Source organism: Bacillus sp. SRB_331 (assembly GCF_003264175.1).
Taxonomy (GTDB): Bacteria; Bacillota; Bacilli; order Bacillales; family Bacillaceae_G; genus Bacillus_A; species Bacillus_A mycoides.
In genome coordinates this window covers 34742-56844 of record NZ_NADV01000008.1, presented here as the reverse complement: position 1 = coordinate 56844, position 22103 = coordinate 34742, and the positions used below count along the sequence as shown (strand labels likewise).

General features: G+C 36.1%; 25 protein-coding genes. 24 read left to right on the top strand and 1 reads right to left on the bottom strand.

What is annotated here, in order from left to right; genetic code table 11:
* Positions 1 to 49 precede the first annotated feature (49 nt).
* From B5P42_RS07130 to B5P42_RS07075, 11 genes are all read left to right on the top strand, one after another.
* On the top strand, positions 50 to 1312 hold the full coding sequence (locus B5P42_RS07130; protein ID WP_002086616.1) for a tetratricopeptide repeat protein: 1263 nt from the start codon (positions 50 to 52) through the stop codon (positions 1310 to 1312).
* Positions 1313 to 1385: 73 nt separating this feature from the next.
* A complete protein-coding gene (locus B5P42_RS07125) occupies positions 1386 to 1922 on the top strand; it encodes a ReoY family proteolytic degradation factor (RefSeq protein WP_002086615.1) in 537 nt (178 codons plus the stop codon).
* A 153-nt stretch (positions 1923 to 2075) separates the two neighbouring features.
* Positions 2076 to 2531, top strand: coding sequence for a YpiF family protein (locus B5P42_RS07120; RefSeq protein ID WP_113733906.1), 456 nt, complete (start codon positions 2076 to 2078; stop codon positions 2529 to 2531).
* A 144-nt stretch (positions 2532 to 2675) separates the two neighbouring features.
* The gene (gene qcrA, locus B5P42_RS07115; RefSeq protein ID WP_002011835.1) at positions 2676 to 3188 is read left to right on the top strand and encodes a menaquinol-cytochrome c reductase iron-sulfur subunit; all 513 of its coding nucleotides are present in this window, start codon (positions 2676 to 2678) and stop codon (positions 3186 to 3188) included.
* On the top strand, positions 3189 to 3863 hold the full coding sequence (gene qcrB, locus B5P42_RS07110; protein WP_000932700.1) for a menaquinol-cytochrome c reductase cytochrome b subunit: 675 nt from the start codon (positions 3189 to 3191) through the stop codon (positions 3861 to 3863).
* A gap of 43 nt (positions 3864 to 3906) precedes the next feature.
* On the top strand, positions 3907 to 4674 hold the full coding sequence (gene qcrC / locus B5P42_RS07105) for a menaquinol-cytochrome c reductase cytochrome b/c subunit (protein WP_002011836.1): 768 nt from the start codon (positions 3907 to 3909) through the stop codon (positions 4672 to 4674).
* 512 nt (positions 4675 to 5186) lie between these two features.
* The gene (gene lhaT / locus B5P42_RS07095) at positions 5187 to 5777 is read left to right on the top strand and encodes a lipoprotein heptaprenylglyceryl N-acetyltransferase LhaT (protein ID WP_002086612.1); all 591 of its coding nucleotides are present in this window, start codon (positions 5187 to 5189) and stop codon (positions 5775 to 5777) included.
* Between the two features lie 25 nt (positions 5778 to 5802).
* Positions 5803 to 6489 carry a lipoprotein intramolecular transacylase Lit gene (gene lit, locus B5P42_RS07090; RefSeq protein ID WP_113733905.1) on the top strand — a complete coding sequence of 229 codons (687 nt, stop codon included), beginning with the start codon at positions 5803 to 5805 and terminating at the stop codon, positions 6487 to 6489.
* A gap of 107 nt (positions 6490 to 6596) precedes the next feature.
* Positions 6597 to 7382, top strand: a complete 786-nt coding sequence (ypjB, locus tag B5P42_RS07085) for a sporulation protein YpjB (RefSeq protein ID WP_002141040.1) — start codon at positions 6597 to 6599, stop codon at positions 7380 to 7382.
* Positions 7383 to 7487: 105 nt separating this feature from the next.
* On the top strand, positions 7488 to 8168 hold the full coding sequence (locus B5P42_RS07080) for a zinc metallopeptidase (protein WP_002086606.1): 681 nt from the start codon (positions 7488 to 7490) through the stop codon (positions 8166 to 8168).
* Positions 8169 to 8301: 133 nt separating this feature from the next.
* The gene (locus B5P42_RS07075; RefSeq protein WP_113733904.1) at positions 8302 to 8952 is read left to right on the top strand and encodes a uracil-DNA glycosylase; all 651 of its coding nucleotides are present in this window, start codon (positions 8302 to 8304) and stop codon (positions 8950 to 8952) included.
* Positions 8953 to 8980: 28 nt separating this feature from the next.
* On the opposite strand, the gene B5P42_RS07070 is transcribed toward B5P42_RS07075, so the two are convergent.
* Positions 8981 to 9862: a YitT family protein gene (locus B5P42_RS07070; RefSeq protein ID WP_113733903.1), complete on the bottom strand. Its 882-nt coding sequence runs from the start codon at positions 9860 to 9862 to the stop codon at positions 8981 to 8983.
* Between the two features lie 391 nt (positions 9863 to 10253).
* Here B5P42_RS07070 and B5P42_RS07065 point away from each other — a divergent pair, with 391 nt between their 5' ends.
* The 13 genes from B5P42_RS07065 (at position 10254) to B5P42_RS07005 (ending at position 22098) form a co-directional block, all read left to right on the top strand.
* Entirely contained in the window at positions 10254 to 10598 is a 345-nt protein-coding gene (locus B5P42_RS07065) for a nucleotide pyrophosphohydrolase (protein WP_113733902.1), read from the top strand.
* Entirely contained in the window at positions 10595 to 11395 is an 801-nt protein-coding gene (dapB, locus tag B5P42_RS07060; protein WP_002126457.1) for a dihydrodipicolinate reductase, read from the top strand. Before B5P42_RS07065 ends, dapB begins: the two co-directional genes overlap by 4 nt.
* 14 nt (positions 11396 to 11409) lie before the next feature.
* On the top strand, positions 11410 to 11805 hold the full coding sequence (gene mgsA / locus B5P42_RS07055) for a methylglyoxal synthase (RefSeq protein WP_000684753.1): 396 nt from the start codon (positions 11410 to 11412) through the stop codon (positions 11803 to 11805).
* Positions 11806 to 11816: 11 nt separating this feature from the next.
* Complete coding sequence (gene bshB1 / locus B5P42_RS07050) at positions 11817 to 12521, top strand: bacillithiol biosynthesis deacetylase BshB1 (RefSeq protein WP_085310101.1); 705 nt, start codon at positions 11817 to 11819, stop codon at positions 12519 to 12521.
* Entirely contained in the window at positions 12518 to 13663 is a 1146-nt protein-coding gene (gene bshA / locus B5P42_RS07045; protein WP_002086596.1) for an N-acetyl-alpha-D-glucosaminyl L-malate synthase BshA, read from the top strand. The genes bshB1 and bshA overlap by 4 nt, the downstream gene beginning before the upstream one ends.
* Entirely contained in the window at positions 13650 to 14843 is a 1194-nt protein-coding gene (locus B5P42_RS07040) for a CCA tRNA nucleotidyltransferase (RefSeq protein WP_002086595.1), read from the top strand. Before bshA ends, B5P42_RS07040 begins: the two co-directional genes overlap by 14 nt.
* Entirely contained in the window at positions 14828 to 15808 is a 981-nt protein-coding gene (locus B5P42_RS07035; RefSeq protein ID WP_002086594.1) for a biotin--[acetyl-CoA-carboxylase] ligase, read from the top strand. Before B5P42_RS07040 ends, B5P42_RS07035 begins: the two co-directional genes overlap by 16 nt.
* 342 nt (positions 15809 to 16150) lie before the next feature.
* On the top strand, positions 16151 to 16987 hold the full coding sequence (panB, locus tag B5P42_RS07030; protein WP_113733901.1) for a 3-methyl-2-oxobutanoate hydroxymethyltransferase: 837 nt from the start codon (positions 16151 to 16153) through the stop codon (positions 16985 to 16987).
* Complete coding sequence (gene panC, locus B5P42_RS07025) at positions 16987 to 17835, top strand: pantoate--beta-alanine ligase (RefSeq protein ID WP_002086591.1); 849 nt, start codon at positions 16987 to 16989, stop codon at positions 17833 to 17835. Before panB ends, panC begins: the two co-directional genes overlap by 1 nt.
* 12 nt (positions 17836 to 17847) lie before the next feature.
* On the top strand, positions 17848 to 18231 hold the full coding sequence (gene panD / locus B5P42_RS07020; RefSeq protein WP_000490176.1) for an aspartate 1-decarboxylase: 384 nt from the start codon (positions 17848 to 17850) through the stop codon (positions 18229 to 18231).
* A gap of 130 nt (positions 18232 to 18361) precedes the next feature.
* Positions 18362 to 21166, top strand: coding sequence for an ATP-dependent DNA helicase DinG (gene dinG / locus B5P42_RS07015; protein ID WP_113733900.1), 2805 nt, complete (start codon positions 18362 to 18364; stop codon positions 21164 to 21166).
* Positions 21167 to 21416: 250 nt separating this feature from the next.
* The gene (locus B5P42_RS07010) at positions 21417 to 21587 is read left to right on the top strand and encodes a YpmA family protein (protein ID WP_002086589.1); all 171 of its coding nucleotides are present in this window, start codon (positions 21417 to 21419) and stop codon (positions 21585 to 21587) included.
* A gap of 7 nt (positions 21588 to 21594) precedes the next feature.
* Positions 21595 to 22098 (top strand): cell wall elongation regulator TseB-like domain-containing protein, encoded by a 504-nt coding sequence (locus B5P42_RS07005; RefSeq protein WP_113733899.1) that lies wholly within the window; start codon positions 21595 to 21597, stop codon positions 22096 to 22098.
* Positions 22099 to 22103: the final 5 nt, after the last annotated feature.

The following is a 22103-nucleotide window of genomic DNA, read 5'->3' as shown; positions in this document are numbered from 1 at the left end:
TATGATAAATGAACAGAAGAGAATATTTTTTGAATTAAAGGAGACGTTTATGCAAAAGTTTGAACAGGCTGTTTCTTATATTGAAAACGGTGAAGCAGAAAAAGGATTACAATTATTAAAAGAACAACTACGAGTTGCTAATGATGAAGAGAAGTATGATATCGCTCGTTACTATCATACACTTGGGTTTATGGATGAGGCGTTAGCAATTACTGAAGACTTACGCTTGCTATATCCGGAAGAAAGTGAATTTACGGTATTTTTAGCAGAATTATATATTGATTTAGATAAAGAAGATGAAGCGATTGAAGTGCTTCATGATATTCCAGAAAACGATGATTTATATGTTCAATCGTTATTACTTGTAGCGGATTTATTCCAAATGCAAGGTTTTGATGATGTAGCAGAACAAAAACTATTAAAGGCGAAAGAAATGATGCCAGACGAACCTGTTATTACGTTTGGGTTAGCAGAATTATATAGTAGTAAAGGTGAAGAGCAAAAGGCGATCACTTATTATGAATCGTTACTAGCAGAACATAAAGTTATGGGTGGTGTTGTCATTGCGCTTCGTCTAGCAGAAACTTTAAGTGCTATTGGAAACTGGGAAGAGGCAATCTCTTACTATGAAGCGGGGTTAGAAGAGCAAAAAGATATTCACTCATTATTTGGATATGCCTTCACATTATACCAAGGAGAAGAATATCAAAGAGCAATTGGTGCTTGGCAAGAATTAAAAGAATTAGATCCTGAATACGCATCGTTATACATGTATTTAGCGAAAAGCTATGAAAAAGAAGGCATGCTTCAAGAAAGCTATGAAACACTTCAAGAAGGAATTAAAGTAGATGAGCTGTCTGTTCCTTTCTATGTAGAATTAGCGAATATTGCGGCGAAATTAGGTAAAATAGCGGAGGCAGAAGAAGTGCTTCAAAAAGCGCTGGAGCTAGATCCGGGACATTTAGGTGCGATATTAAAATATGCGTATATTTTAAAAGAACAAGAGAAATACGAAGAGCTAATTGCAGTTGTAGAGCGTGCAATTGACAGTGGAGAACCAGATACACAACTACTTTGGGATCTTGCATTTGCAAAAAAACAATTAGAAATGTATTCGGATGCATTAAAACACTATGAAAGTGCATATACTTCTTTTAAGAATCATCCAGATTTCTTGGAAGAGTACGGTTATTTCTTATTAGAAGAAGGAATGCGAAAAGAGGCGAAAGAAGTATTTACGCAGTTAATACAACTAGACCCGACACAAATTCATATTGAAGAATTGTTATATAATTTAGAGGATTTTTCATAAGTTGGAAGGAAACTGAATGCCGCTTCTTGAATCTAAAAAGAAAAGAGAAAGACAGAGGAGGGACTTAATCGCTATGAATACCCCTGTTTCTGTAAACGAGAAGAAGGATTTTGTAAAATGGTTTTTGAATAATTACCAACTGAAACAGCGTGAATGTGTATGGATTTTGAATTATTTAATGAGTCACGATCAATTAATGCATAAAGTCCACTTCGTAGAACATGCAAAATATTGTCCGCGTGGCTTAGTAATGTCAGCAAATTGTGTGAAAGACACACCGTTTCACTTTTTCAAACAAAATGTAATGACAACAGATGCAGAAAAATCGTTTCATGATATTCGTTTGAATCGAGATGAGGATATTTATATTCAGCTTAATTTTAAATCATCGTTCCAAAATGCAAACTATGTAGCTGTATTAGAAGAAAACCCATATTTGCCAAAGCATATTGAAGTGAATGAAAAAGATCGATTGCTTGCAGAACGATTTTTAGAAGAAAGTGTATTCTCATTTAGAAGAGAACGTCTTTTGAAACAAATTGATGAAGCTTTGGATAAGCAAGATAAGGAAGCATTTCATAGGTTAACAGCAGAGTTAAAAATTTTATAGAATTCATTTTGATTATGTAATCTTTACGAAATTCAGACTTTTTAAGAAAAACTACTTAATAATAGGTAGTTTTTCTTTTTTTACCTCTTTTAGTATGGTTTAATATATATAAAGTGAAAGTTCTGTTATTTCGAATGGAGGAGGGGAGAAAAGGTGAAATGGATTGTAAAAGATGTAGAACAGTTTGAGCAAGCGAGGGAGTATGTAGATACAGGGATTATACCCCTTTTGTCTATTTCGGCAGCAAAAGAAATGAAAATGGTTGTAGAGCAAGGTGAATTTATTGAGGCTTTGAGTATGGAGTTGGAAAGGGAGTATAAAGGAAGAGTGCTTTTACTGCCCGCATTTACGTATTTGGTAGAGAGCCAAAAGAATGAAAAAGACCGTTTGCAAGAATGGACAGATCATTTGCAAAGGCAAGGTTTTAAGCATATTGCCTATGTGACAAGTGACTTTTCATGGAAAGAAGATATGAGAGATGTGCAGGGTGATTTATTTTGGTTTCCATCGTTATCATTAGAGCAATTTAGTGACCAAGCGAAAAGGGAAGTTATTCGTGCACACATAAAAAATATTAAGGAAATGTTGGAAGAAAGATGGATAAAATAATAATAAACAGAAAGTTCTTATTATTATGAGTAGTATGATATTGACCTATACAAGAGGGTATTATATCATGATAGTGTCCTAGTTTTTATTTTTTATATAATTTTTTCACGAGGGGACAATTTCTGATAGAGGGGGGAAATTTTCGTGAGCGAGAAAGAACATCGTGTGTCAAGAAGACAGTTTTTAAATTACACACTTACAGGGGTAGGAGGCTTTATGGCGGCGGGTATTTTAATGCCGATGACGAGGTTTGCGCTTGATCCGGTGTTAAGAAAAGAAGCGGGAACAGATATGGTTGCTGTTGGACAAGTAAAGGATATTACAACAGAGCCGAAGCGCTTCGATTTTAAGGTGAAGCAGGTTGACGGGTGGTACAAGTCTGAAGAGCCAAAATCTGCTTGGGTGCATAAAGATGAAAGTGGAGAAATTGTTGCGTTTTCGCCAGTATGTAAACATTTAGGTTGCACAGTGAACTGGAATTCGGACAAAGCACATCCTAATCAATTCTTTTGCCCGTGTCACGGGGGACGTTACACAAAAGATGGGATGAACATTAAAGGCACACCGCCTCTTGCTCCGCTGGATGTGTACGAGTCTAAAGTGAAAGATGGAACGCTGTATTTAGGAAAAGCGAAGCCAAGAGGGGGTGCAAAGTAGATGCTAAATAAAATTTATGATTGGGTGGACGAACGTTTAGATATTACACCGATATGGCGTGATATCGCTGATCATGAAGTACCTGAGCATGTTAACCCGGCACATCACTTTTCTGCATTCGTCTATTGCTTTGGAGGACTTACCTTTTTCGTTACAGTAATTCAAATTTTGTCCGGAATGTTTTTGACGATGTATTATGTGCCGGATATTAAAAATGCTTGGGAGTCGGTTTATTATTTACAAAATGAAGTAGCTTACGGGCAAATTGTTCGTGGTATGCATCACTGGGGTGCTAGTCTCGTAATTGTAATGATGTTTTTACATACACTCAGAGTTTTCTTCCAAGGTGCGTATAAAAAGCCTCGTGAGTTAAACTGGATTGTTGGTGTTCTTATTTTCTTTGTTATGTTAGGTCTTGGTTTTACCGGATATTTATTACCGTGGGATATGAAAGCGTTATTTGCTACGAAAGTAGGGATTCAAATTGCAGAGCAAACGCCGCTCATTGGTCCTTATATTAAAACATTACTCGCTGGTCATTCCGAAATCGTTGGCGCTCAAACATTAACTCGCTTCTTTGCTATTCACGTCTTCTTCTTACCAGCAGCACTTCTAGGTTTAATGGCCTTCCACTTCATCATGATTCGCAAACAAGGTATTTCCGGTCCGCTATAAGAGATTGCTAAATTAAAGGGGAAAGAACAAAAGGAGGGAGATTATGCATCGCGGCAAAGGGATGAAGTTTGTAGGAGATTCTCGGGTACCAGTAGCCCGGAAACCAAATATTCCAAAAGATTATTCTGAATATCCAGGGAAAACAGAAGCGTTTTGGCCGAATTTCTTGTTAAAAGAATGGATGGTTGGTGCAGTTTTTTTAGTCGGTTATTTATGTTTAACAGTGGCGCATCCGTCACCGCTTGAGAGAATGGCGGATCCTACAGATGCAGGATATATACCACTTCCAGATTGGTATTTCTTATTCTTGTATCAGTTATTAAAGTATTCGTATGCTTCAGGCTCATTTACTGTAATTGGTGCGTTTATTATGCCGGGGATTGCGTTTGGAGCGTTACTATTAGCTCCGTTTCTAGATCGAGGCCCAGAAAGAGCACCATTGAAGCGTCCTGTAGCAACGGGGTTTATGCTTTTAGCAATTGCATCGATTATTTTTTTAACTTGGGAATCTGTAGCACACCACGATTGGGAAGCTGCAAAAAAACAAGGAGCAATTGTAAAAACAGCACCAGTTGATAAAAATGATGACGGCTACAAGTTGATGCAAAAAAATACTTGTTTAACATGTCATGGTGACAATTTACAGGGCGGAGCGGCAGCACCGGCTTTGCAAAACTTAACTTTAAAACCAGAAGAAATCGCTAAAATTGCGAAAGATGGAAAAGGTTCAATGCCTAAAGGTGTATTTAAAGGTACAGATGAGGAACTGAAAAAGCTTTCGGAATTCGTTGCAAAGTATAATAAAAAATAATAGAAAAGCTGACTACAAAATCTGTGGTCAGCTTTTTATTTTGCGTGCCCAGCTAAGCTGGGCACTGTTTGATGGTGAAAGGTTTAAATAGAATTCTACAAGGATTCAAAAATTATTATAGCCTATCTTCAATTGGACAGAAGTGGCTCGGTAAAATAGATTGGTACTTCTTAGAAAGGCTTAACCTTTTCTGGAATAAGAAAAGAAATGTTCGAAAGAAACATGGTCGTATCAAGGACTTGATGAAGAAAATAACATACACACTCGTGAAAGTAGGAAGCTAGAACAAACTGAAAGCTAAAGAAGGAAGAGCATCGGAAAGCCGTATGAGGGAAAACCTCACGTACGGTTTGATGAGGGGAAGTTGAAACAGAAAAGGGATAGCAAAGCCATCTCTAAAGAAAATTTAATCTGTTTCAGTTTTCTACTCTACGATGACGGAAAGTTTGCTATATAATAGAGTAGAGTTCGATGAAAGAATTACTTTGTTTGAAAGGTGTTGGACATACAGATTGGCTTACTTGTATGCAATGTTAAGGCAACGTTCGGTACTATTATTTTTATTGGTTGTTAACATATTAGGTACAATTTACGGATTCATATGGTATGGAAATCAATTAAAAGAAACCTCACCTATATTTTGGCCGTTTGTACCAGATAGCCCTATGGCGACTCTCTTTTTTGTCTTTGTTTTAATTGCTTTTTTGATGAAGAAGAACTGGGGGTTAATAGAAGCGCTAGCGATAGTTACTTTAATAAAATATGGTGTTTGGGCTGTTGTTGTAAATGCAATTATGATTTATGTAAAAGGCCCTATTGGCCTTATGGGATATATGTTAATGTTATCTCATTTTGCGATGGCAGTGCAGGGAATGTTATATGCTCCGTTTTATCGGATAAAAAAATGGCACTTCACTGTAGCTGGCATATGGACATTACATAATGATGCAATTGATTATTTATTTTGGCAAATGCCGAGATATGGGATTATGCATTTATTTGTAGAGAAAATTGGTTATTTTACGTTTTGGTTAAGTATTGCTGTACTGTGTATTACATATTATTATTGCTTACGTGAGAACCGAAAACAGTTTTCTTTATGATGGTGAGGACATTTAGGGGGAGAAAATGAAGAAAAATAAGAGCGGTATAAACATATTGGATCGATTGATCACTTTAGTAGTTTCCTATAGCATAGCATTTTCTATTTTCGCTCTCGCGACAACGGTAGTTGTATATGGAAAATGGTTGTATTATTTTGAAATTGATTTTTTAAATATTCCAGATTTAGCGGATATGACGAAAGATGAAATTAAGAGAAACTATGATGTGCTTATTACATATTTATCGCCGTTTTATGAAGGTGCATTACAATTGCCGACATTAGATATGTCCACAAATGGACGCATTCATTTTGTAGATGTTAAAAATATTTTAGTAAAGATTCAATATATAATGTATGGAACGATTGTAATTGCTGTATTAGGAGGAGCGTATTTATTAAAAAAGAAAAAAGAAAAGTTTTTACTTCACGGAGCGATTCTTACAATTATTTTTCCAATAGCTCTTACGTTACCAATTGCTATTAATTTTGAAAAGAGTTTCGTATTATTTCATAAGCTTTTATTTAGCAATGATTATTGGATGTTTGATATTGAAACAGATCCGGTTATTTTAATGTTACCGGAAGAATTCTTTATGCATGCTGCATGTATTATTTTATTATTGATTTTAGGTGGTAGCATGCTTTGTTACGGTGTGTATAAATATTTAGTGAAAAAGAAAAGGGTTTCAAAGAAAAAATTCTCTGCTTAAAGAGAATTTTTTTGTTTTCATAGAGATAATATATTTTTTGGTTTTGTTCTGTTCTATTCTTGTCCAATTCCACATATTTTGTACTAGTAGTTATAGGGGGGACCGGGATGAAGAGAACATTAATTGGACTGATAGCATTTCTAATTATAATGTTTCCAGTACGTATATATGCTGAAGAGTGGAGTGAACTAACTGGATTGCTAGATGACTCTTTGCAGTTAGTGAAGAAAAAAGAAGATGAAAAGGCAATACAAGTACTGTACCATTTCTCAGAGCAATTTCTATCAAAGGAGAATGAAAATAATTCAAAAGTAACTCCGGGACAAATTAGAGTCGTTTCTTTAGCATACGATAAGGCGAAACAATCTCTCGCGGAAGATTCAGATAGGCAAGTTAAAGTGGATAATATGTTAGCGTTACAACTTGCTGTTGATGCACAAGTATCTAAATATCAGCCACTTTGGATGGAAAGAGAAAGAAAGATAATGAATGCTTTTTCTCAAGTAGAAAAGGCGATGGAAAAAGAAGATGATGGACAGTTCCAACAGACGCTAAATACATTTTTAAATGAATTTAATATTATTTATCCTAGTTTAATGATTGCTCTGCCAGAAAACGAAGCGCAGCGTGTAAATGCACATTTATCTTATTTGGATGAATTTCGTAACGTTATGTTAAAAACGAAAGGTGGACAAATGCAACTAGGGATTATTAAAGGTGATTTGCAAAAAATATTTCATACAGTAAAAAAAGATGAGATTGCTCCCTCTCTCATTTGGTTTATGACAATTACTGGAGGACTTATTTTGTTCACTTTAACGTATGTTGGATGGAGAAAGTATAAAGGGGAGAGAGAGAAGCGGAGAAGCAACTTGCATTCTAAAGATAGATAATACGCATAAATAAAGATACGGATTGTAAGGTTTATTTATTGACAACGGTGGAAGAAAAAAATAGAATGAGTAGTACTATAATTAAAACTTCAATGGAGGTTTATGATGTTTTATTTAATTTACTTCGCGATCATTTTGATCATACCGTTGTATGCACAGTCAAAAGTACGTAGTGCCTATAGCAAGTATTCACAAGTTTATTCAACATCAGGTATGACAGGAGCGGAAGTGGCTCGAAAAATTTTAGATGAAAATGGATTGTACAATGTAGCCGTAGAAGAAACGCCAGGTCATTTGTCAGATCATTATGACCCGCGTGTAAAGACGGTTAGATTATCGACAGATAACTATTATGGTCATTCAGTTGCTGGTACAGCTGTAGCAGCACATGAAGTAGGACACGCAATTCAAGATGCGAAAGATTATAACTTTATGCGTGTACGCCATTCGTTAGTGCCAGTTGCTAATTTTGGTTCAAACATGTCATGGGTTTTTGTCCTAATTGGTGTATTTGCACAAATGTCTGGTTTGTTGTTACTAGGAATTATTTTAATGGCAGCAGGTGTTATTTTCCAACTTGTTACATTACCAGTTGAGTTTGATGCATCAAAACGCGCAATGCAACAAATTGAAGCACTTGGTATCGTATCAACAGATGAGTACGGTCAAGCTCGTAAAGTATTAAATGCGGCAGCATTAACATATGTAGCAGCAGCTGCTGTAGCAGTATTTGAATTATTACGTCTCGTATTAATTTATACTGGTATGCAGCGTAGCGACGATTAAAGACTATCAATTTTGATAGTCTTTTTTTGTTTTGTGGATTGAATCTTATAATATGTTACAAATGGAAATAATAGAGAGGATATGGGGTATAGAACTAGTTAAAATAAAGATAAGTATGGAATGATGAAAGAAGGTGACGGACATAGAATATCCATATTATTTAGTTAAACAAGTGAAGGAGCGTAGTGCTACATACCAATTAGAAGGTTTTTTAAGTGGACAGGGCCCTAAAAACCCGAAATTAATGCTTGTTGGAGAAGCACCTGGTGAAACAGAAATTCATAATGGGATTCCATTTAGTGGGAGAGCGGGAAAACATTTAATGGAATTTTTAGAACGTATTCACGTTACAAGGGAAGAAGTATATATTACGAGTGCGGTCCGGAGTAGACCTTATAAATGGAGAGAGAAAAGGGAACGAAATGGCGAAATAATACAGAAGAAGTACAATAGAACACCGAATCAAGGTGAGATATTTGCCCATGCACCTTTGCTAGATTATGAACTGGAATTTATACAGCAGCCGGTTATTGTCACACTTGGTAATATTGCATTACAGCGTTTAGTTGGTAAAAATAATAAAATTACGGATGTTCATGGAGAATTGTTAAAGCAACCTGTGCAGCGATTGAAAGATAGCAGCAGTACAGAATTTATTTGGTCAGAAAAAGAATATCATATTTTTCCGACCTTTCATCCAGCTTCTATTTTCTATAATCGTAGTTTGTTGGAGCTTATTTATGAGGATTTGGAGAAACTTAAAAGATTTATAATAAAAAACTAGAAAAGCTACAGAGCTTTTCTAGCTGAATTTAATTATGTAACGGTTTTTTATTTTCATCTAATGTAAATCCTTCACCAACAACATCGTGTACATCACTTACAGCGACAAAGGCATGTGGATCTACTGAAATAATGATATTTTTTAATTTTACGATTTCATTTTTAGCAACAACACAATATAGTACATTACGTTCTATTTTTGTATAGGATCCAACTGCTTTTAAAAAGGTTGCTCCGCGCTCCATTTCTGATAAAATTTTTGAAGCAATTTCATCGTTTTTATCAGAAATAATAGTTGCTCCTTTTGCTGCATAAGCACCTTCTTGCATGAAATCAATAACCTTAGCCCCGATAAAAACAGCAACTAACGTATACATGCCCTCGCGATATGATAAATATGTAAGAATAGAGATAATGATAACGACCGCATCAAACATAAACATCGTTTTTCCCATACTCCAGCCAACATATTTGTGAGCTAGCCTTGCGATAATATCCACACCGCCAGTAGTCCCGCCGTATTTGAATATAATTCCAAGTCCTATGCCGATAAATGCCCCAGCGAATAAAGCAGCCAGTGTCATATCATTTTGCAAGTTTAAATGTAAGTTGAGAACCTCGTAGCGCTGAAACACCCAAAGGAATAAAGAGACGCTAAATGTACCGATTAATGTGTATAAAAATGTTATTCGGCCGAGTAATTTCCAGCCAATGAAAAATAGAGGGACGTTTAAAATTAAGTTTGTATAGGAAGGATCAAGTGAAAATTTAAAATATAATAATAGCGTAATGCCGGTAAATCCACCCTCTGCAAGATGATTTTCAATATTGATATTCACAATACCGAAAGAAAAAATAGCGGAACCGATTAAAATAAAAATGATATTTCGAATCTTCAAATTTGATGTCATTTAGAAATCCCCCTAATTATGTAATGATTGCATTGCTCCTCTTAAACGATAGAACATAATAATAAGTTATTTCTAGTTGATAGTAAAAATAGAGAATGGTATAAGAGCTTAATTAGTTCAGCCTGATATTGTGCGGAAAAACTGCAAAAGAAAGTTTCACTTTATCCCGTCCCAACGGCTGGTAGAGGGAAAAGCGAAGAAGAAAAGGGCGAACCAGCTGTAGGGACCCGATTGGTTCAGGCTGATCTTTTGTAAAAATCACGCAAAAGAAGTTTCACTTTATTATAGTCTATCCTAAAAAGAGTCGTAAATAGTGATATGAGGGAATAATATTTGTCAAATCGCGATGAATTGGCTAACATGAAAGAGGAAGGAATAAGAGGTGACTAGTATGGAAACAAAAACGATGAAAGATATGCAGAAAGAAGTAGATGCATATATCGGTCAATTTAAAGAAGGTTATTTTAGTCCGCTTGCAATGATGGCTCGTTTAACTGAAGAAATGGGAGAGCTTGCAAGAGAGGTTAATCATTATTATGGTGAGAAACCAAAGAAAACGACTGAGAAAGAACGAAGTGTTGAGGAAGAGCTTGGAGATGTTTTATTTGTTATGATTTGTATGGCAAATAGTTTAAATATTGATTTAGAAACAGCGCATAACATTGTAATGAATAAATTTAATACACGTGATAAAGATCGTTGGACACGTATTGATGAGGGAGAGAAAGACGCATGAAAGAAATTAAAGTAATTATCGCTGGACCACGAGGACGCATGGGATATGAAGCAGTCCTTCTTATGGAAAGAACAGCGCATTTCAATTTAGTAGCAGCAATTGATTATAAGCATGGCGGAGAAAAAATTTCTGATTTACCGGGAATGCCAGCGCTAGATGCACCTATTTACGCGGATTTACATACTTGTTTAGATGAAGTAGAAGCAGATGTATTGTTAGATTTAACAACACCAGAAATTGGAAAGAAACATGTGACACTTGCAGTCGAACGTGGACTTCGATCAGTTATTGGTACAACTGGATTTACTGAAGAAGAACTAAAGCAATTAACAGAAAATGCAAAAGAAAAAGAAGTAGGAACAATCATTGCTCCAAACTTTGCGATTGGTGCAGTTCTTATGATGAAATTTTCACAAATGGCAGCGAAGTACTTCCAAGATGTTGAAGTAATTGAATTACACCATGATCAAAAATTAGACGCACCATCTGGTACAGCTGTAAAAACAGTAGAATTAATCCGCCAAAATCGTGTACCAAAAGAGCAAGGGCATCCTAATGAAACGGAACAATTAGAAGGGGCACGTGGTGCAAATGTAGACGGTATTCACATTCATAGCGTACGTCTACCAGGGCTTATTGCACACCAAGAAGTAATGTTCGGCGGAGATGGACAAATGTTAACAGTTCGTCATGATTCATTCAACCGTGCATCATTTATGTCAGGTGTAAAACTATCAATTGAAACAGTAATGAACCTTGATCATCTTGTGTACGGTTTAGAAAATATTATCGACTAAAGGGGAGACAACGGATGAAAATTGCCTTAATCGCACATGACAAAAAGAAAGATGATATGGTTTCGTTCGCATACGCATATAAACCAATTTTTGAAAAACATGAACTTTTTGCAACAGGAACGACAGGACTTCGTATTATGGAGGCAACTGGTTTAGTTGTAACAAGATATCAATCCGGTCCTCTTGGTGGCGATCAAGAAATTGGTGCAATGATTGCAAAAAATGAGATGGATATGGTGATTTTTTTCCGGGATCCACTAACAGCCCAGCCGCATGAACCAGATGTTAATGCGTTACTTCGTTTATGTGATGTATACGCCATCCCATTAGCAACAAATATGGCAAGTGCTGAAATGCTAATGCATGCATTAGAGCGGGGAGATTTAGATTACCGAAAGTTAAGAAAATGAGGGGAACAATTATGAGTGGATTACATATATTAGCGTTTGGTGCTCATGCCGATGATGTTGAAATCGGCATGGCAGGTACCATTGCAAAGTATACGAAGCAAGGATATGAAGTAGGCATTTGCGATTTAACAGAAGCTGATCTTTCTTCAAATGGAACGGTAGAACTAAGAAAAGAAGAAGCAAAGGCTGCAGCTCGTATTATGGGAGTAAAAACGAGAATTAATTTAGCAATGCCAGACCGTGGTTTGTATATGAAAGAAGAATATATACGTGAAATTGTAAAGATTATTCGTACATATAAACCAACACTAATTTTCGCACCATATTACGAAGATCGTCATCCAGACCATGCTAATTGCGCGAAACTTGTGGAAGAAGCTATCTTTTCAGCGGGAATTCTTAAATATATGCCTGAACTTCCGCCGCACCGTGTAGAGTCTTTTTATAATTATATGATTAATGGCTTTCATAAACCGAATTTTTGTATAGATATTAGTGAATACCTTTCTAAAAAGGTGGAAGCGTTAGAAGCGTATGAAAGTCAGTTTTCAACAGGGAGTGATGGTGTTAAGACGCCATTAACCGAAGGATACGTTGAAACTGTAATCGCTCGGGAGAAGATGTTTGGGAAAGAAGTTGGAGTGCTGTATGCCGAAGGATTTATGAGTAAGAAACCGGTTTTATTACATGCTGATTTAATAGGGGGATGTAAATGAAATTGAAAATAGGTATTACATGTTATCCTTCTGTAGGTGGTTCTGGGGTTGTTGGGACAGAGTTAGGAAAGCAATTGGCGGAACGCGGGCATGAAATTCATTTTATTACATCGGGTGTACCATTTCGGTTGAATAAAGTGTACCCGAACATTTATTTTCACGAAGTAACAGTAAATCAATATTCTGTTTTTCAATATCCACCTTACGATTTAGCATTAGCGAGTAAAATGGCAGAGGTTGCTCAAAGAGAAAACCTTGATATTTTACATGTGCATTATGCAATCCCTCATGCTATTTGTGCATATTTAGCAAAACAAATGATTGGGGAGCGTATTAAAATTGTTACGACCTTACATGGAACGGATATTACTGTGTTAGGTTCCGACCCTTCGTTAAATAATTTAATTCGCTTTGGTATTGAACAATCTGATGTTGTTACAGCTGTGTCACATTCGTTAATTGAAGAAACAAATGAACTTGTAAAACCAGATAAAGAAATTGAGACGGTATACAATTTTGTAGATGAACGTGTTTATTTCAAACGTGATATGTCTCAATTAAAAAAAGAATATGGTATACGAGAAAATGAAAAAGTGTTGATTCATATTTCAAATTTCCGAAAGGTTAAGCGTGTACAGGATGTTGTGCAGTCATTTGCCAAAATTGTAAAGGAAGTAGATGCGAAATTGCTTCTTGTTGGTGATGGACCAGAGTTCTGTACTATTTTACAATTGGTGAAAAGTTTACATATTGAGGAACGTGTCTTATTCCTAGGAAAGCAAGATAATGTTGCAGAGCTTCTTGCGATGAGTGATTTAATGCTACTTTTATCAGAAAAGGAAAGTTTTGGTCTTGTTATATTAGAAGCGATGGCGTGTGGTGTGCCTAGTATCGGAACGAGGGTTGGGGGCATTCCAGAGGTCATTCAACATGGTGAAACAGGATATATATGTGAAGTTGGAGATACAGACGGAATAGCTAAGCAAGCAATTCAGCTACTAGAAAATGAAGAACTTCACCGTAATATGGGAGAGCGAGCGATGAAATCTGTATATGAGCAGTTTCGTTCGGAAAAAATCGTTTCACAGTATGAGGCGATTTATTATGACATACTAAGGGATGACAAGAATGGAAAGATTTAAAAAAGCTAGTTCAATTATTGAGATGTTAAAACAGCACGGACATGAGGCTTACTTCGTTGGTGGAAGTGTACGCGATCTTATTATCGATAGACCGATTGGAGATATCGATATCGCAACATCTGCTTTACCAGAAGAAGTAATGGCTATTTTCCCAAGACATGTTCCGGTTGGTCTTGAGCATGGAACTGTAATTGTTGTAGAAAATGGTGAACCGTATGAGGTAACTACTTTTCGAACAGAAAGCGAATATGAAGATTTTCGAAGACCTAGTAGTGTTCAATTTGTCCGTTCATTAGAAGAGGATTTAAAACGACGTGATTTCACGATGAATGCAATTGCAATGACAGAGGAAGGCGAAATGGTTGATTTATTTGCTGGGAAAGAAGCGATTCGTCTGAAGGAAATTACAACGGTTGGAGATGCTGCAGACCGTTTTCAAGAAGATGCACTGCGAATGATGCGTGGTATTCGGTTCGTAAGTACGTTAGGTTTCTCTTTGGAAATAAAGACGAAACAAGCAATTGAAACGTATGGGCATTTGCTCGAACATATAGCGATTGAAAGAATTACAGTTGAATTTGAAAAATTGTTGACCGGTACATATTGTGTGAATGGTCTTCAAGAGTTAGTAGAAACTAAGCTATTTTCTCATCTGCCATATTTGCAAATGTCAGAAGAAAGACTCTTGAAAGCTACGCAGTATAAATGGGATTCTTTCGAAACAGACGTTGAGGCGTGGGCATTTTTCTTATATTGTATCGGAGAAGAGCATCCATCTGTCTTTTTGCGTCAATGGAAGTTCTCGAATAAAAAGATTAAAGATATCGTAGCGGTTTTATTAGCAATTCGTTCTAGAAAGGAGAAGGAGTGGGATACAATCCTTCTTTATAAAACTGGGATTCGCATCGCTGAGATGGCGGAAAGAGTATATGAAGCGATAATAGAAAGTTATAATAGTGCGTCTGTTAAGCAAGTACAATCATTATTTCATGCATTGCCGATAAAAAATCGTCAAGAAATGAATGTGACCGGTAATGATTTATTAAGCTGGACAGATAAAAAGCCAGGTCCGTGGGTTGCCGAAATGCTTCAAAATATTGAAGAAGCAATCGTACAAGGAGATTTAGTTAATAAGAAAGAGGATATAAGGGAGTGGCTACAAAGATGCAATCTACTATAAGAAAGCAGTTATTACAAGTTTTTTCTGAAGCAGATGGTGCATTTGTATCTGGTCAAATACTTAGTGACAAACTTGGTTGTTCGAGAACCGCTGTATGGAAGCATATGGAGGACCTTCGTAATGAAGGGTATGAACTAGAAGCTGTACGCCGCTTAGGGTACCGAATTGCTAGTAAACCAGATAAAGTAACTGCGAATGAGATTCAATTAGGATTACAAACAGAGCGTATCGGTAGAACGGTTTATTTTGAAGAATCGGTTGAGTCTACTCAGCATATTGCAGCGAGACTTGCTTATGAAGGCGCAGAAGAGGGAACAATTGTCGTTGCTGAAGAACAAACAGCAGGTAGAGGACGTTTAAGTAGAAAATGGTATTCCCCAAAAGGAACAGGAATTTGGATGAGTATTATTTTGCGTCCCTCGATTCCAGTTCATCATGCACCACAGCTTACTTTATTAGCAGCTGTTAGCGTAGCGCAAGCAATTGAAAAATGTACCGGTGTAAACGTAGGGATTAAATGGCCGAATGATATTTTAATTCAAGGTAAAAAAGCTGTCGGTATATTAACGGAGATGCAAGCTGATCCAGATAAAATTAATGCTGTTATTATGGGAATTGGCATTAATGCAAATCAGAAACAAGAACATTTTGATGAGGAAATTCAGCAAATTGCAACTTCATTAGCAATTGAATCGGGTAAGCCGATTGTTCGTGCGGAACTTATGCAACAAATTTTCTTGCAACTAGAGAAATTGTATGAAGAGTATTTAAAAAATGGCTTCTCTGTTATTAAAATTCTTTGGGAAAGTTACGCAGTAAGTATCGGAAAAGAAATTACAGCTCGAACGATGAAGGAAACTATTAATGGGCTAGCAAAAGGAATTACGGAGGATGGTGTATTGTTACTTGAGGATCATCAAGGACAAGTGCACCACATTCATTCTGCTGATATAGAAATTAAGTAAAAGAAGTTCCTATTTTGGAGCTTCTTTTTGTCATTTAGATACTAATAAATTTCACATACCGTAATAGGGATAAAAAATTATTTTTTCGAAAAAATGTAGCAATTCCTTTTCAGAATTTGCTATAATTATTTCGAATATGGGCAGTATCAAAGCGAACTGCACCATTATTTTACGCAGTATGAAAAAATAATAATTTGGATTCTGCCTTGATCCAATAACGGACTGGGACAGAGGGATGAATAATGCCGACTAACACACAACCCTTCTGCCCTTTTATGGCCAGAGGGGTTTTTTATATGATTTCGGCCATCTCCTCTCTCCTGCATAAAGGAGGAGTAGTTTTTGAAAACAAAAACAGATTTTTTGAAAATGAAAGAGCAAGGTGAGCCGATTACAATGCTAACGGCGTATGATTATCCATCTGCTAAATTAGTAGAAGAAGCTAAAGTCGATATGATTTTAGTGGGTGATTCTCTAGGAATGGTTGTACTTGGGTATGATTCAACAGTTCCAGTAACAGTAGAGGATATGATTCATCATACGAAAGCTGTACGCCGCGGAGCGAAAGAGACGTTTATTGTTACTGATATGCCATTTATGTCTTATCATGTCTCATTGCAAGATACGATGATTAATGCACGTCGCATTGTTCAAGAGAGCGGGGCACATGCATTAAAGGTAGAGGGTGCTGGAGAAGTTATATCAACTATTCACTACTTAACGAATGCGGGAATTCCCGTTGTGGCACATTTAGGTTTAACTCCTCAATCTGTAGGAGTGCTAGGTGGGTATAAAGTACAAGGGAAAGATGCTGAAAGTGCAAAAAAATTAATAGAAGATGCAAAGAAATGTGAGGAAGCTGGTGCGATAGCACTTGTGCTAGAATGTGTGCCAATGCAATTAGCAGAACTTATTTCAGAGCAGTTAACAATTCCTACAATCGGAATTGGAGCAGGACAAAAAGTAGATGGGCAAGTTCTTGTATACCACGATCTTATCTCGTACGGCGTAAATCGTGTTCCGAAATTTGTGAAGCAATATACGTCTGTTCAAGAGGAGATTGTGCGAGGGATTTCGCAATACGTTACTGAAGTAAAGACAGGGCAATTTCCTGAAGAAAAACATTCATTTACAATGAAAGAGGAAGAGTGCTTAGCGTTATACGGAGGAAAACAATAATGAAAATCATAACTACAGTGCAAGAGATGCAGCAAATTACAAACGAACTGCATGCAAGTGGAAAAAGTATCGGTTTTGTTCCAACGATGGGGTATTTACACGAAGGGCATGCTACGTTACTACGTAAGGCAAGGGAAGAAAATGAAATTGTAGTTTTAAGTGTATTTGTAAATCCACTACAATTTGGACCAAATGAAGATTTAGATCGATACCCACGTGATATTGATAGAGATGAAAATGTAGCAAAAGAAAATGGTGTTGATTATTTATTTTATCCGAGTGTAGAAGAGATGTATCCAGCAGAACAAACGACAACAGTAGAAGTTGTGAAGCGTACCGACGTATTATGTGGCAAACAAAGACCTGGTCATTTCGCTGGTGTTGCGACTGTACTAATGAAACTATTTAATATTACATTGCCAACGCGTGCTTATTTCGGTATGAAAGATGCACAGCAAGTAGCTGTAATTGAAGGATTCGTAACTGATTTTAATATTCCAGTTACGATCGTACCAGTTGATATTGTAAGGGAAGAAGATGGATTAGCGAAAAGTTCTCGTAATGTGTATTTATCACTAGAAGAACGTGAAGAGGCTCCTCATTTATACGGCAGTCTATGTATAGCGAAAGAACGAATTGAGGCAGGCGAACGTAATCCGGAAATCATTATGAATCTTGTGAAAGAGCATATTGAGAAGTATACGAAAGGCACTGTAGATTATGCTGATTTATATGCATATCCTTCATTAAAAGCAATAAATAAAATTGAAGGAAGAATCATTTTAGCGATTGCGGTTAAGTTTGAAAATGTACGATTAATTGACAATATAACATTAATGGGGAAATAAGGGGGAGCATCTATGTTTCGCACAATGATGAGAGCGAAGTTACATCGCGCAACTGTAACAGAAGCAAATTTAAATTATGTAGGTAGTATTACAATTGATGAAGATTTAATGGATGCGGTAAATATTGTAGAAAATGAAAAAGTACAAATTGTAAATAACAACAATGGAGCTCGCTTAGAGACATATGTTATTAAAGGAGAGCGCGGTAGCGGTGTTGTGTGTTTAAATGGTGCAGCTGCAAGGCTTGTACAACCGGGTGATAAAGTTATTATTATTTGCTATGGTTTAGTGGCAGAAGAAAATATTCATAAACAAGAGCCGAAAATTGCAGTATTAGACGATGATAATCAAATTATTGAAATGTTAGGTGCTGAAAAAGCTGGCACGATATTATAAGTAGGAAGGCTATCTCTAATTAAGGAGATAGCTTTTTTGTGCATCTTTTCATTAAGATGAGGTAAAACGTGGTATAGTAACATTATATAATTTTTGTGTTTGATAGGTAAGAAATTGAGGTGTTACATATATGAGTAAGCGTTATGTCGTTGTTGATTTAGAGACGACAGGGAACTCCTGGAAGGATGGGAAGGATAAAATCACCCAAATTGCAGCTGTTGTAGTGGAAGATGGAGAGATATTAGAGATTTTTTCATCTTTTATTAATCCGAAGAGAGAGATTCCCCTATTTATTACAGAATTAACTGGGATTGATGAAAATCTTGTAAAACAAGCCCCGTTATTTCGAGATGTAGCCCCGATGATTGTTGAGCTATTACAAGGTGCGGCTTTTGTTGCACATAACGTTCACTTTGATTGGAATTTTTTAAATGAAGAATTAAGGCAGGCTGGATATACAGAAGTACATTGTCCTAAAATTGATACAGTTGAATTGGCGCAAATTCTTTTGCCGACAGCTGATAGTTATAAATTACGTGATTTAGCTAAGCAGCATGAACTAGAGCACGATCAACCACATCGTGCGGATAGTGATGCTCTTGCAACAGCGGAGTTGTTTTTACAATTTTTAAGTGAAATTGAAAAGTTACCACTTGTCACATTACAATTGCTTTATGAATTAAGTGATGTTTTCCAAAGTGATATAGCTGATGTACTTTCTGAAAATATTTTAAAGAAAATGATGCATGGTAAAGAAGAGGCAGAGGAGTGTGAGGTGTATCGAAATATTGCGCTTCGAAAGCGGAATTATTCTTTAAGCCTCAGTGAAACATACTCATCTAAATTTGTTGCTTTCTTACATAAGACAATCGATAAACTTGAATTGAATATGCCAAAGTTTGAAAAAAGAGAAAGCCAACAGATTATGATGAAGGAAATATATACAGCGCTAAGAGATTCTAGGTTTTCACTGATTGAAGCAGGAACAGGTACGGGGAAGACGCTTGCATATTTACTTCCAAGTATTTATTTCGCAAAGAAAAAAGAAGAACCTGTCATTATAAGTACACAAACTGTACAATTGCAACAACAAATACTAGAAAAAGAAATTCCTTTATTAAAGAAAATAATGCCATTTTCATTTGAAGTAGCTCTTCTGAAAGGAAGAAAGCATTACCTTTGTCTACACAAATTTGAATATGCTTTGCAAGAGGAAGAGAAAAATTATGATATGGCGCTCACAAAGGCAAAAATTTTAGTGTGGTTATTGCAAACGGAAACTGGCGATCGTGATGAATTAAATATTCCTGAGGGCGGCAAGTTACTTTGGAACCGTATTTGTAGTGATGTACATAGTCCAGGCGGGATGCAAAGCAACTGGTATAGTCGTTGTTTTTATCAAAGAGCAAAGAATAAAGCATTATTTGCAGATATCGTTATTACAAATCATGCGTTATTATTTCAAGATTTTTCAAGTGAAGAACCACTATTTGCTTCATGTGAACATATTATTTTTGATGAAGCTCATCATATCGAGGAAGCGGCGAGTAGAACATTAGGTGAACAGTTCTCATGCATGTATTTTCAATTAGCTTTATCTCGTCTTGGTACGCTAGAAACAGATGATGTACTTTCTAAAGTATATAAAATGATGAAAAAATCAGAGCAAGCATCGCGTTCGACTTTCCGTATGGTGAGTCATAGTTTGAAGGAATTGAAATTTGATGCGGATGAACTATTTCAAATGTTACGGACTTTCGTATTTAAACAAACAAAGCAGGAACAAGGGATGAGCAATATGCCACTCATTTATCGATATAACACGGAAGTAGAGAAAGGTAAGTTATGGGATAGCATTACCGAGTTAACAAATCGATTTGTGTATGATGTAAGAAAGTTATTGACTACACTTGAGAAGCAAGCTGAAATATTGCAAAGTAAATTAGAATGGGAGATGCATGTCGTTACAGGTGAATTTATGCATTTAATTGAGTTGTTGAGAAAGATGGCACAATCTTTACAATTACTCATTTTAGAAAAAAATTCATACGTGACATGGATGGAGACTGAAACGAAGGGAACGATTCATTCAACAGTTCTATATGCGCAGCCTGTTCATATTGGTGAAAGATTTGCTGATGAATTTTTAACCCAGAAAAAGAGTGTTATTTTCACATCAGCAACGTTAACAGTTAATGATTCATTCGACTATATAAAAGAGGAGCTAGGTTTACATGATTTTGCTCCCAATGCATTAAAGGTTCCATCATCATTCCGTTTTGAAGAGCAAATGAAATTAATGGTTTCAACGGATGTACCTTTTATTAAGAAAGCAAGTAATGAAGAATATATTGAGTCTATATCGGCACATATTGCGAAAATAGCGAAAGCTACAAAAGGTAGAATGCTCGTTTTATTCACTTCGTATGAAATGTTGAAAGAAGCGTATACGAATTTGAAAAATGATGAGACATTAGAAGGATATTTATTATTAACGCAAAGTGTGAATAATAAGAGCCGAAGTCGTTTAATCCGCAAATTCCAGGAGTTCGACAAATCGATTTTGTTAGGAACAAGTAGTTTTTGGGAAGGGATAGATATACCTGGAGATGCTCTGAGTTGTCTTGTCATTGTCCGTCTGCCTTTTACCCCTCCTCATCAGCCGATGATGGAAGCAAAAGGAGAGTGGTTAAAAAATCAAGGAGAAGACGTATTCGATAAGTTGGCGCTCCCACAAGCAATCTTGCGTTTCAAACAAGGGTTTGGTCGTCTTATTAGAACAAATACAGATACGGGAACTGTATTTGTATTAGATCGTCGTTTGACAAGTTCTTCCTATGGAAAACGATTTTTACAATCAATCCCAACTGTACCGCTCTATGAAGGACCGTTAGAAGAATTGTTAGTACAGTTAGAAGAATCGTCAAATGAATAAAATTGGAAGAAAAATACGCCTGAAGTACATTTAAACTTCAGGCGTAAAAAATGTGGGTAGGAGGAATTTTATTTTTCTTACTTCTTGTATACAAAATATATTGCTTTTCGATTTGAAACCTTTTTTTGCTGTACATGTCCTGCTATAATAGATGGGTGATGAAGCAGGGGTTGTAAAGAATGTACTCTTATTGTAACCGCATTGCGTTCTTCTATAATTAGAAATTTTTGTGTAACGGAGGAGTTTTTTCATGGATAAGAAAATCGAAGTCCTATCAACGACGCGTATTAAATATTCGTCTGACTTGTATAAAATTGTTGATGGTTTGAATCGTACGTTAAAAGAGCAGGACCTCATGTTCGGATTAGCATTAGACGAAAAAGATAAAGAAACAGCTGTATTTACGATTTACAGAACGTAGTGATACAATGAAAAAGTGGATCTTTACAATCATTATCGTTATCGTTGCTAGCGGAATATATGGGGCATATGTTTATAATAAAGCGATGGAAAAGAAAATTCCAAAAGAGTCAAAGTCTGTAGAAATTGCGAAAGAAAAGGCAAAGCTTACAAAGGTAAATACTGTTGATTATTATAATGGGAAATCTTCATATACAGTCGTACAAGGTACAGATGAAAAAGGAGAACAACTTATCGTTTGGGTGCCTGAGAAAAAAGGGGAAACTATAGTAAGGAAAAAGAGCGAAGGTATTTCTGAAAAAGATGCTTTACAAAGAACGATTGAACAAGTCGGAGATGAAAGTAAAGAAGCAAAAAGTAAGCCGAAAGAAATTTTAAAAGCAAAATTAGGCTTTGAAAACAATATACCATTATGGGAAGTTACATATATTGATGATGACAATCGTTATAGTTACTACTATCTTGAATTTAAAGATGGGAACTTTTTAAGACGATATAGCATTGAAAAATAGATGTA

Excerpts from the sequence above, each read along its gene's own strand:
- B5P42_RS07130 (WP_002086616.1), top strand. The coding sequence starts at position 50 with ATGCAAAAGTTTGAACAGGCTGTTTCTTATATTGAAAACGGTGAAGCA.
- B5P42_RS07125 (WP_002086615.1), top strand. The coding sequence starts at position 1,386 with ATGAATACCCCTGTTTCTGTAAACGAGAAGAAGGATTTTGTAAAATGG.
- qcrB (WP_000932700.1), top strand. The coding sequence starts at position 3,189 with ATGCTAAATAAAATTTATGATTGGGTGGACGAACGTTTAGATATTACA.
- qcrC (WP_002011836.1), top strand. The coding sequence starts at position 3,907 with ATGCATCGCGGCAAAGGGATGAAGTTTGTAGGAGATTCTCGGGTACCA.
- lit (WP_113733905.1), top strand. The coding sequence starts at position 5,803 with ATGAAGAAAAATAAGAGCGGTATAAACATATTGGATCGATTGATCACT.
- ypjB (WP_002141040.1), top strand. The coding sequence starts at position 6,597 with ATGAAGAGAACATTAATTGGACTGATAGCATTTCTAATTATAATGTTT.
- B5P42_RS07080 (WP_002086606.1), top strand. The coding sequence starts at position 7,488 with ATGTTTTATTTAATTTACTTCGCGATCATTTTGATCATACCGTTGTAT.
- B5P42_RS07070 (WP_113733903.1), bottom strand. The coding sequence starts at position 9,862 with ATGACATCAAATTTGAAGATTCGAAATATCATTTTTATTTTAATCGGT.
- B5P42_RS07065 (WP_113733902.1), top strand. The coding sequence starts at position 10,254 with ATGGAAACAAAAACGATGAAAGATATGCAGAAAGAAGTAGATGCATAT.
- dapB (WP_002126457.1), top strand. The coding sequence starts at position 10,595 with ATGAAAGAAATTAAAGTAATTATCGCTGGACCACGAGGACGCATGGGA.
- mgsA (WP_000684753.1), top strand. The coding sequence starts at position 11,410 with ATGAAAATTGCCTTAATCGCACATGACAAAAAGAAAGATGATATGGTT.
- bshB1 (WP_085310101.1), top strand. The coding sequence starts at position 11,817 with ATGAGTGGATTACATATATTAGCGTTTGGTGCTCATGCCGATGATGTT.
- bshA (WP_002086596.1), top strand. The coding sequence starts at position 12,518 with ATGAAATTGAAAATAGGTATTACATGTTATCCTTCTGTAGGTGGTTCT.
- B5P42_RS07040 (WP_002086595.1), top strand. The coding sequence starts at position 13,650 with ATGGAAAGATTTAAAAAAGCTAGTTCAATTATTGAGATGTTAAAACAG.
- B5P42_RS07035 (WP_002086594.1), top strand. The coding sequence starts at position 14,828 with ATGCAATCTACTATAAGAAAGCAGTTATTACAAGTTTTTTCTGAAGCA.
- panC (WP_002086591.1), top strand. The coding sequence starts at position 16,987 with ATGAAAATCATAACTACAGTGCAAGAGATGCAGCAAATTACAAACGAA.
- panD (WP_000490176.1), top strand. The coding sequence starts at position 17,848 with ATGTTTCGCACAATGATGAGAGCGAAGTTACATCGCGCAACTGTAACA.
- dinG (WP_113733900.1), top strand. The coding sequence starts at position 18,362 with ATGAGTAAGCGTTATGTCGTTGTTGATTTAGAGACGACAGGGAACTCC.
- B5P42_RS07010 (WP_002086589.1), top strand. The coding sequence starts at position 21,417 with ATGGATAAGAAAATCGAAGTCCTATCAACGACGCGTATTAAATATTCG.
- B5P42_RS07005 (WP_113733899.1), top strand. The coding sequence starts at position 21,595 with ATGAAAAAGTGGATCTTTACAATCATTATCGTTATCGTTGCTAGCGGA.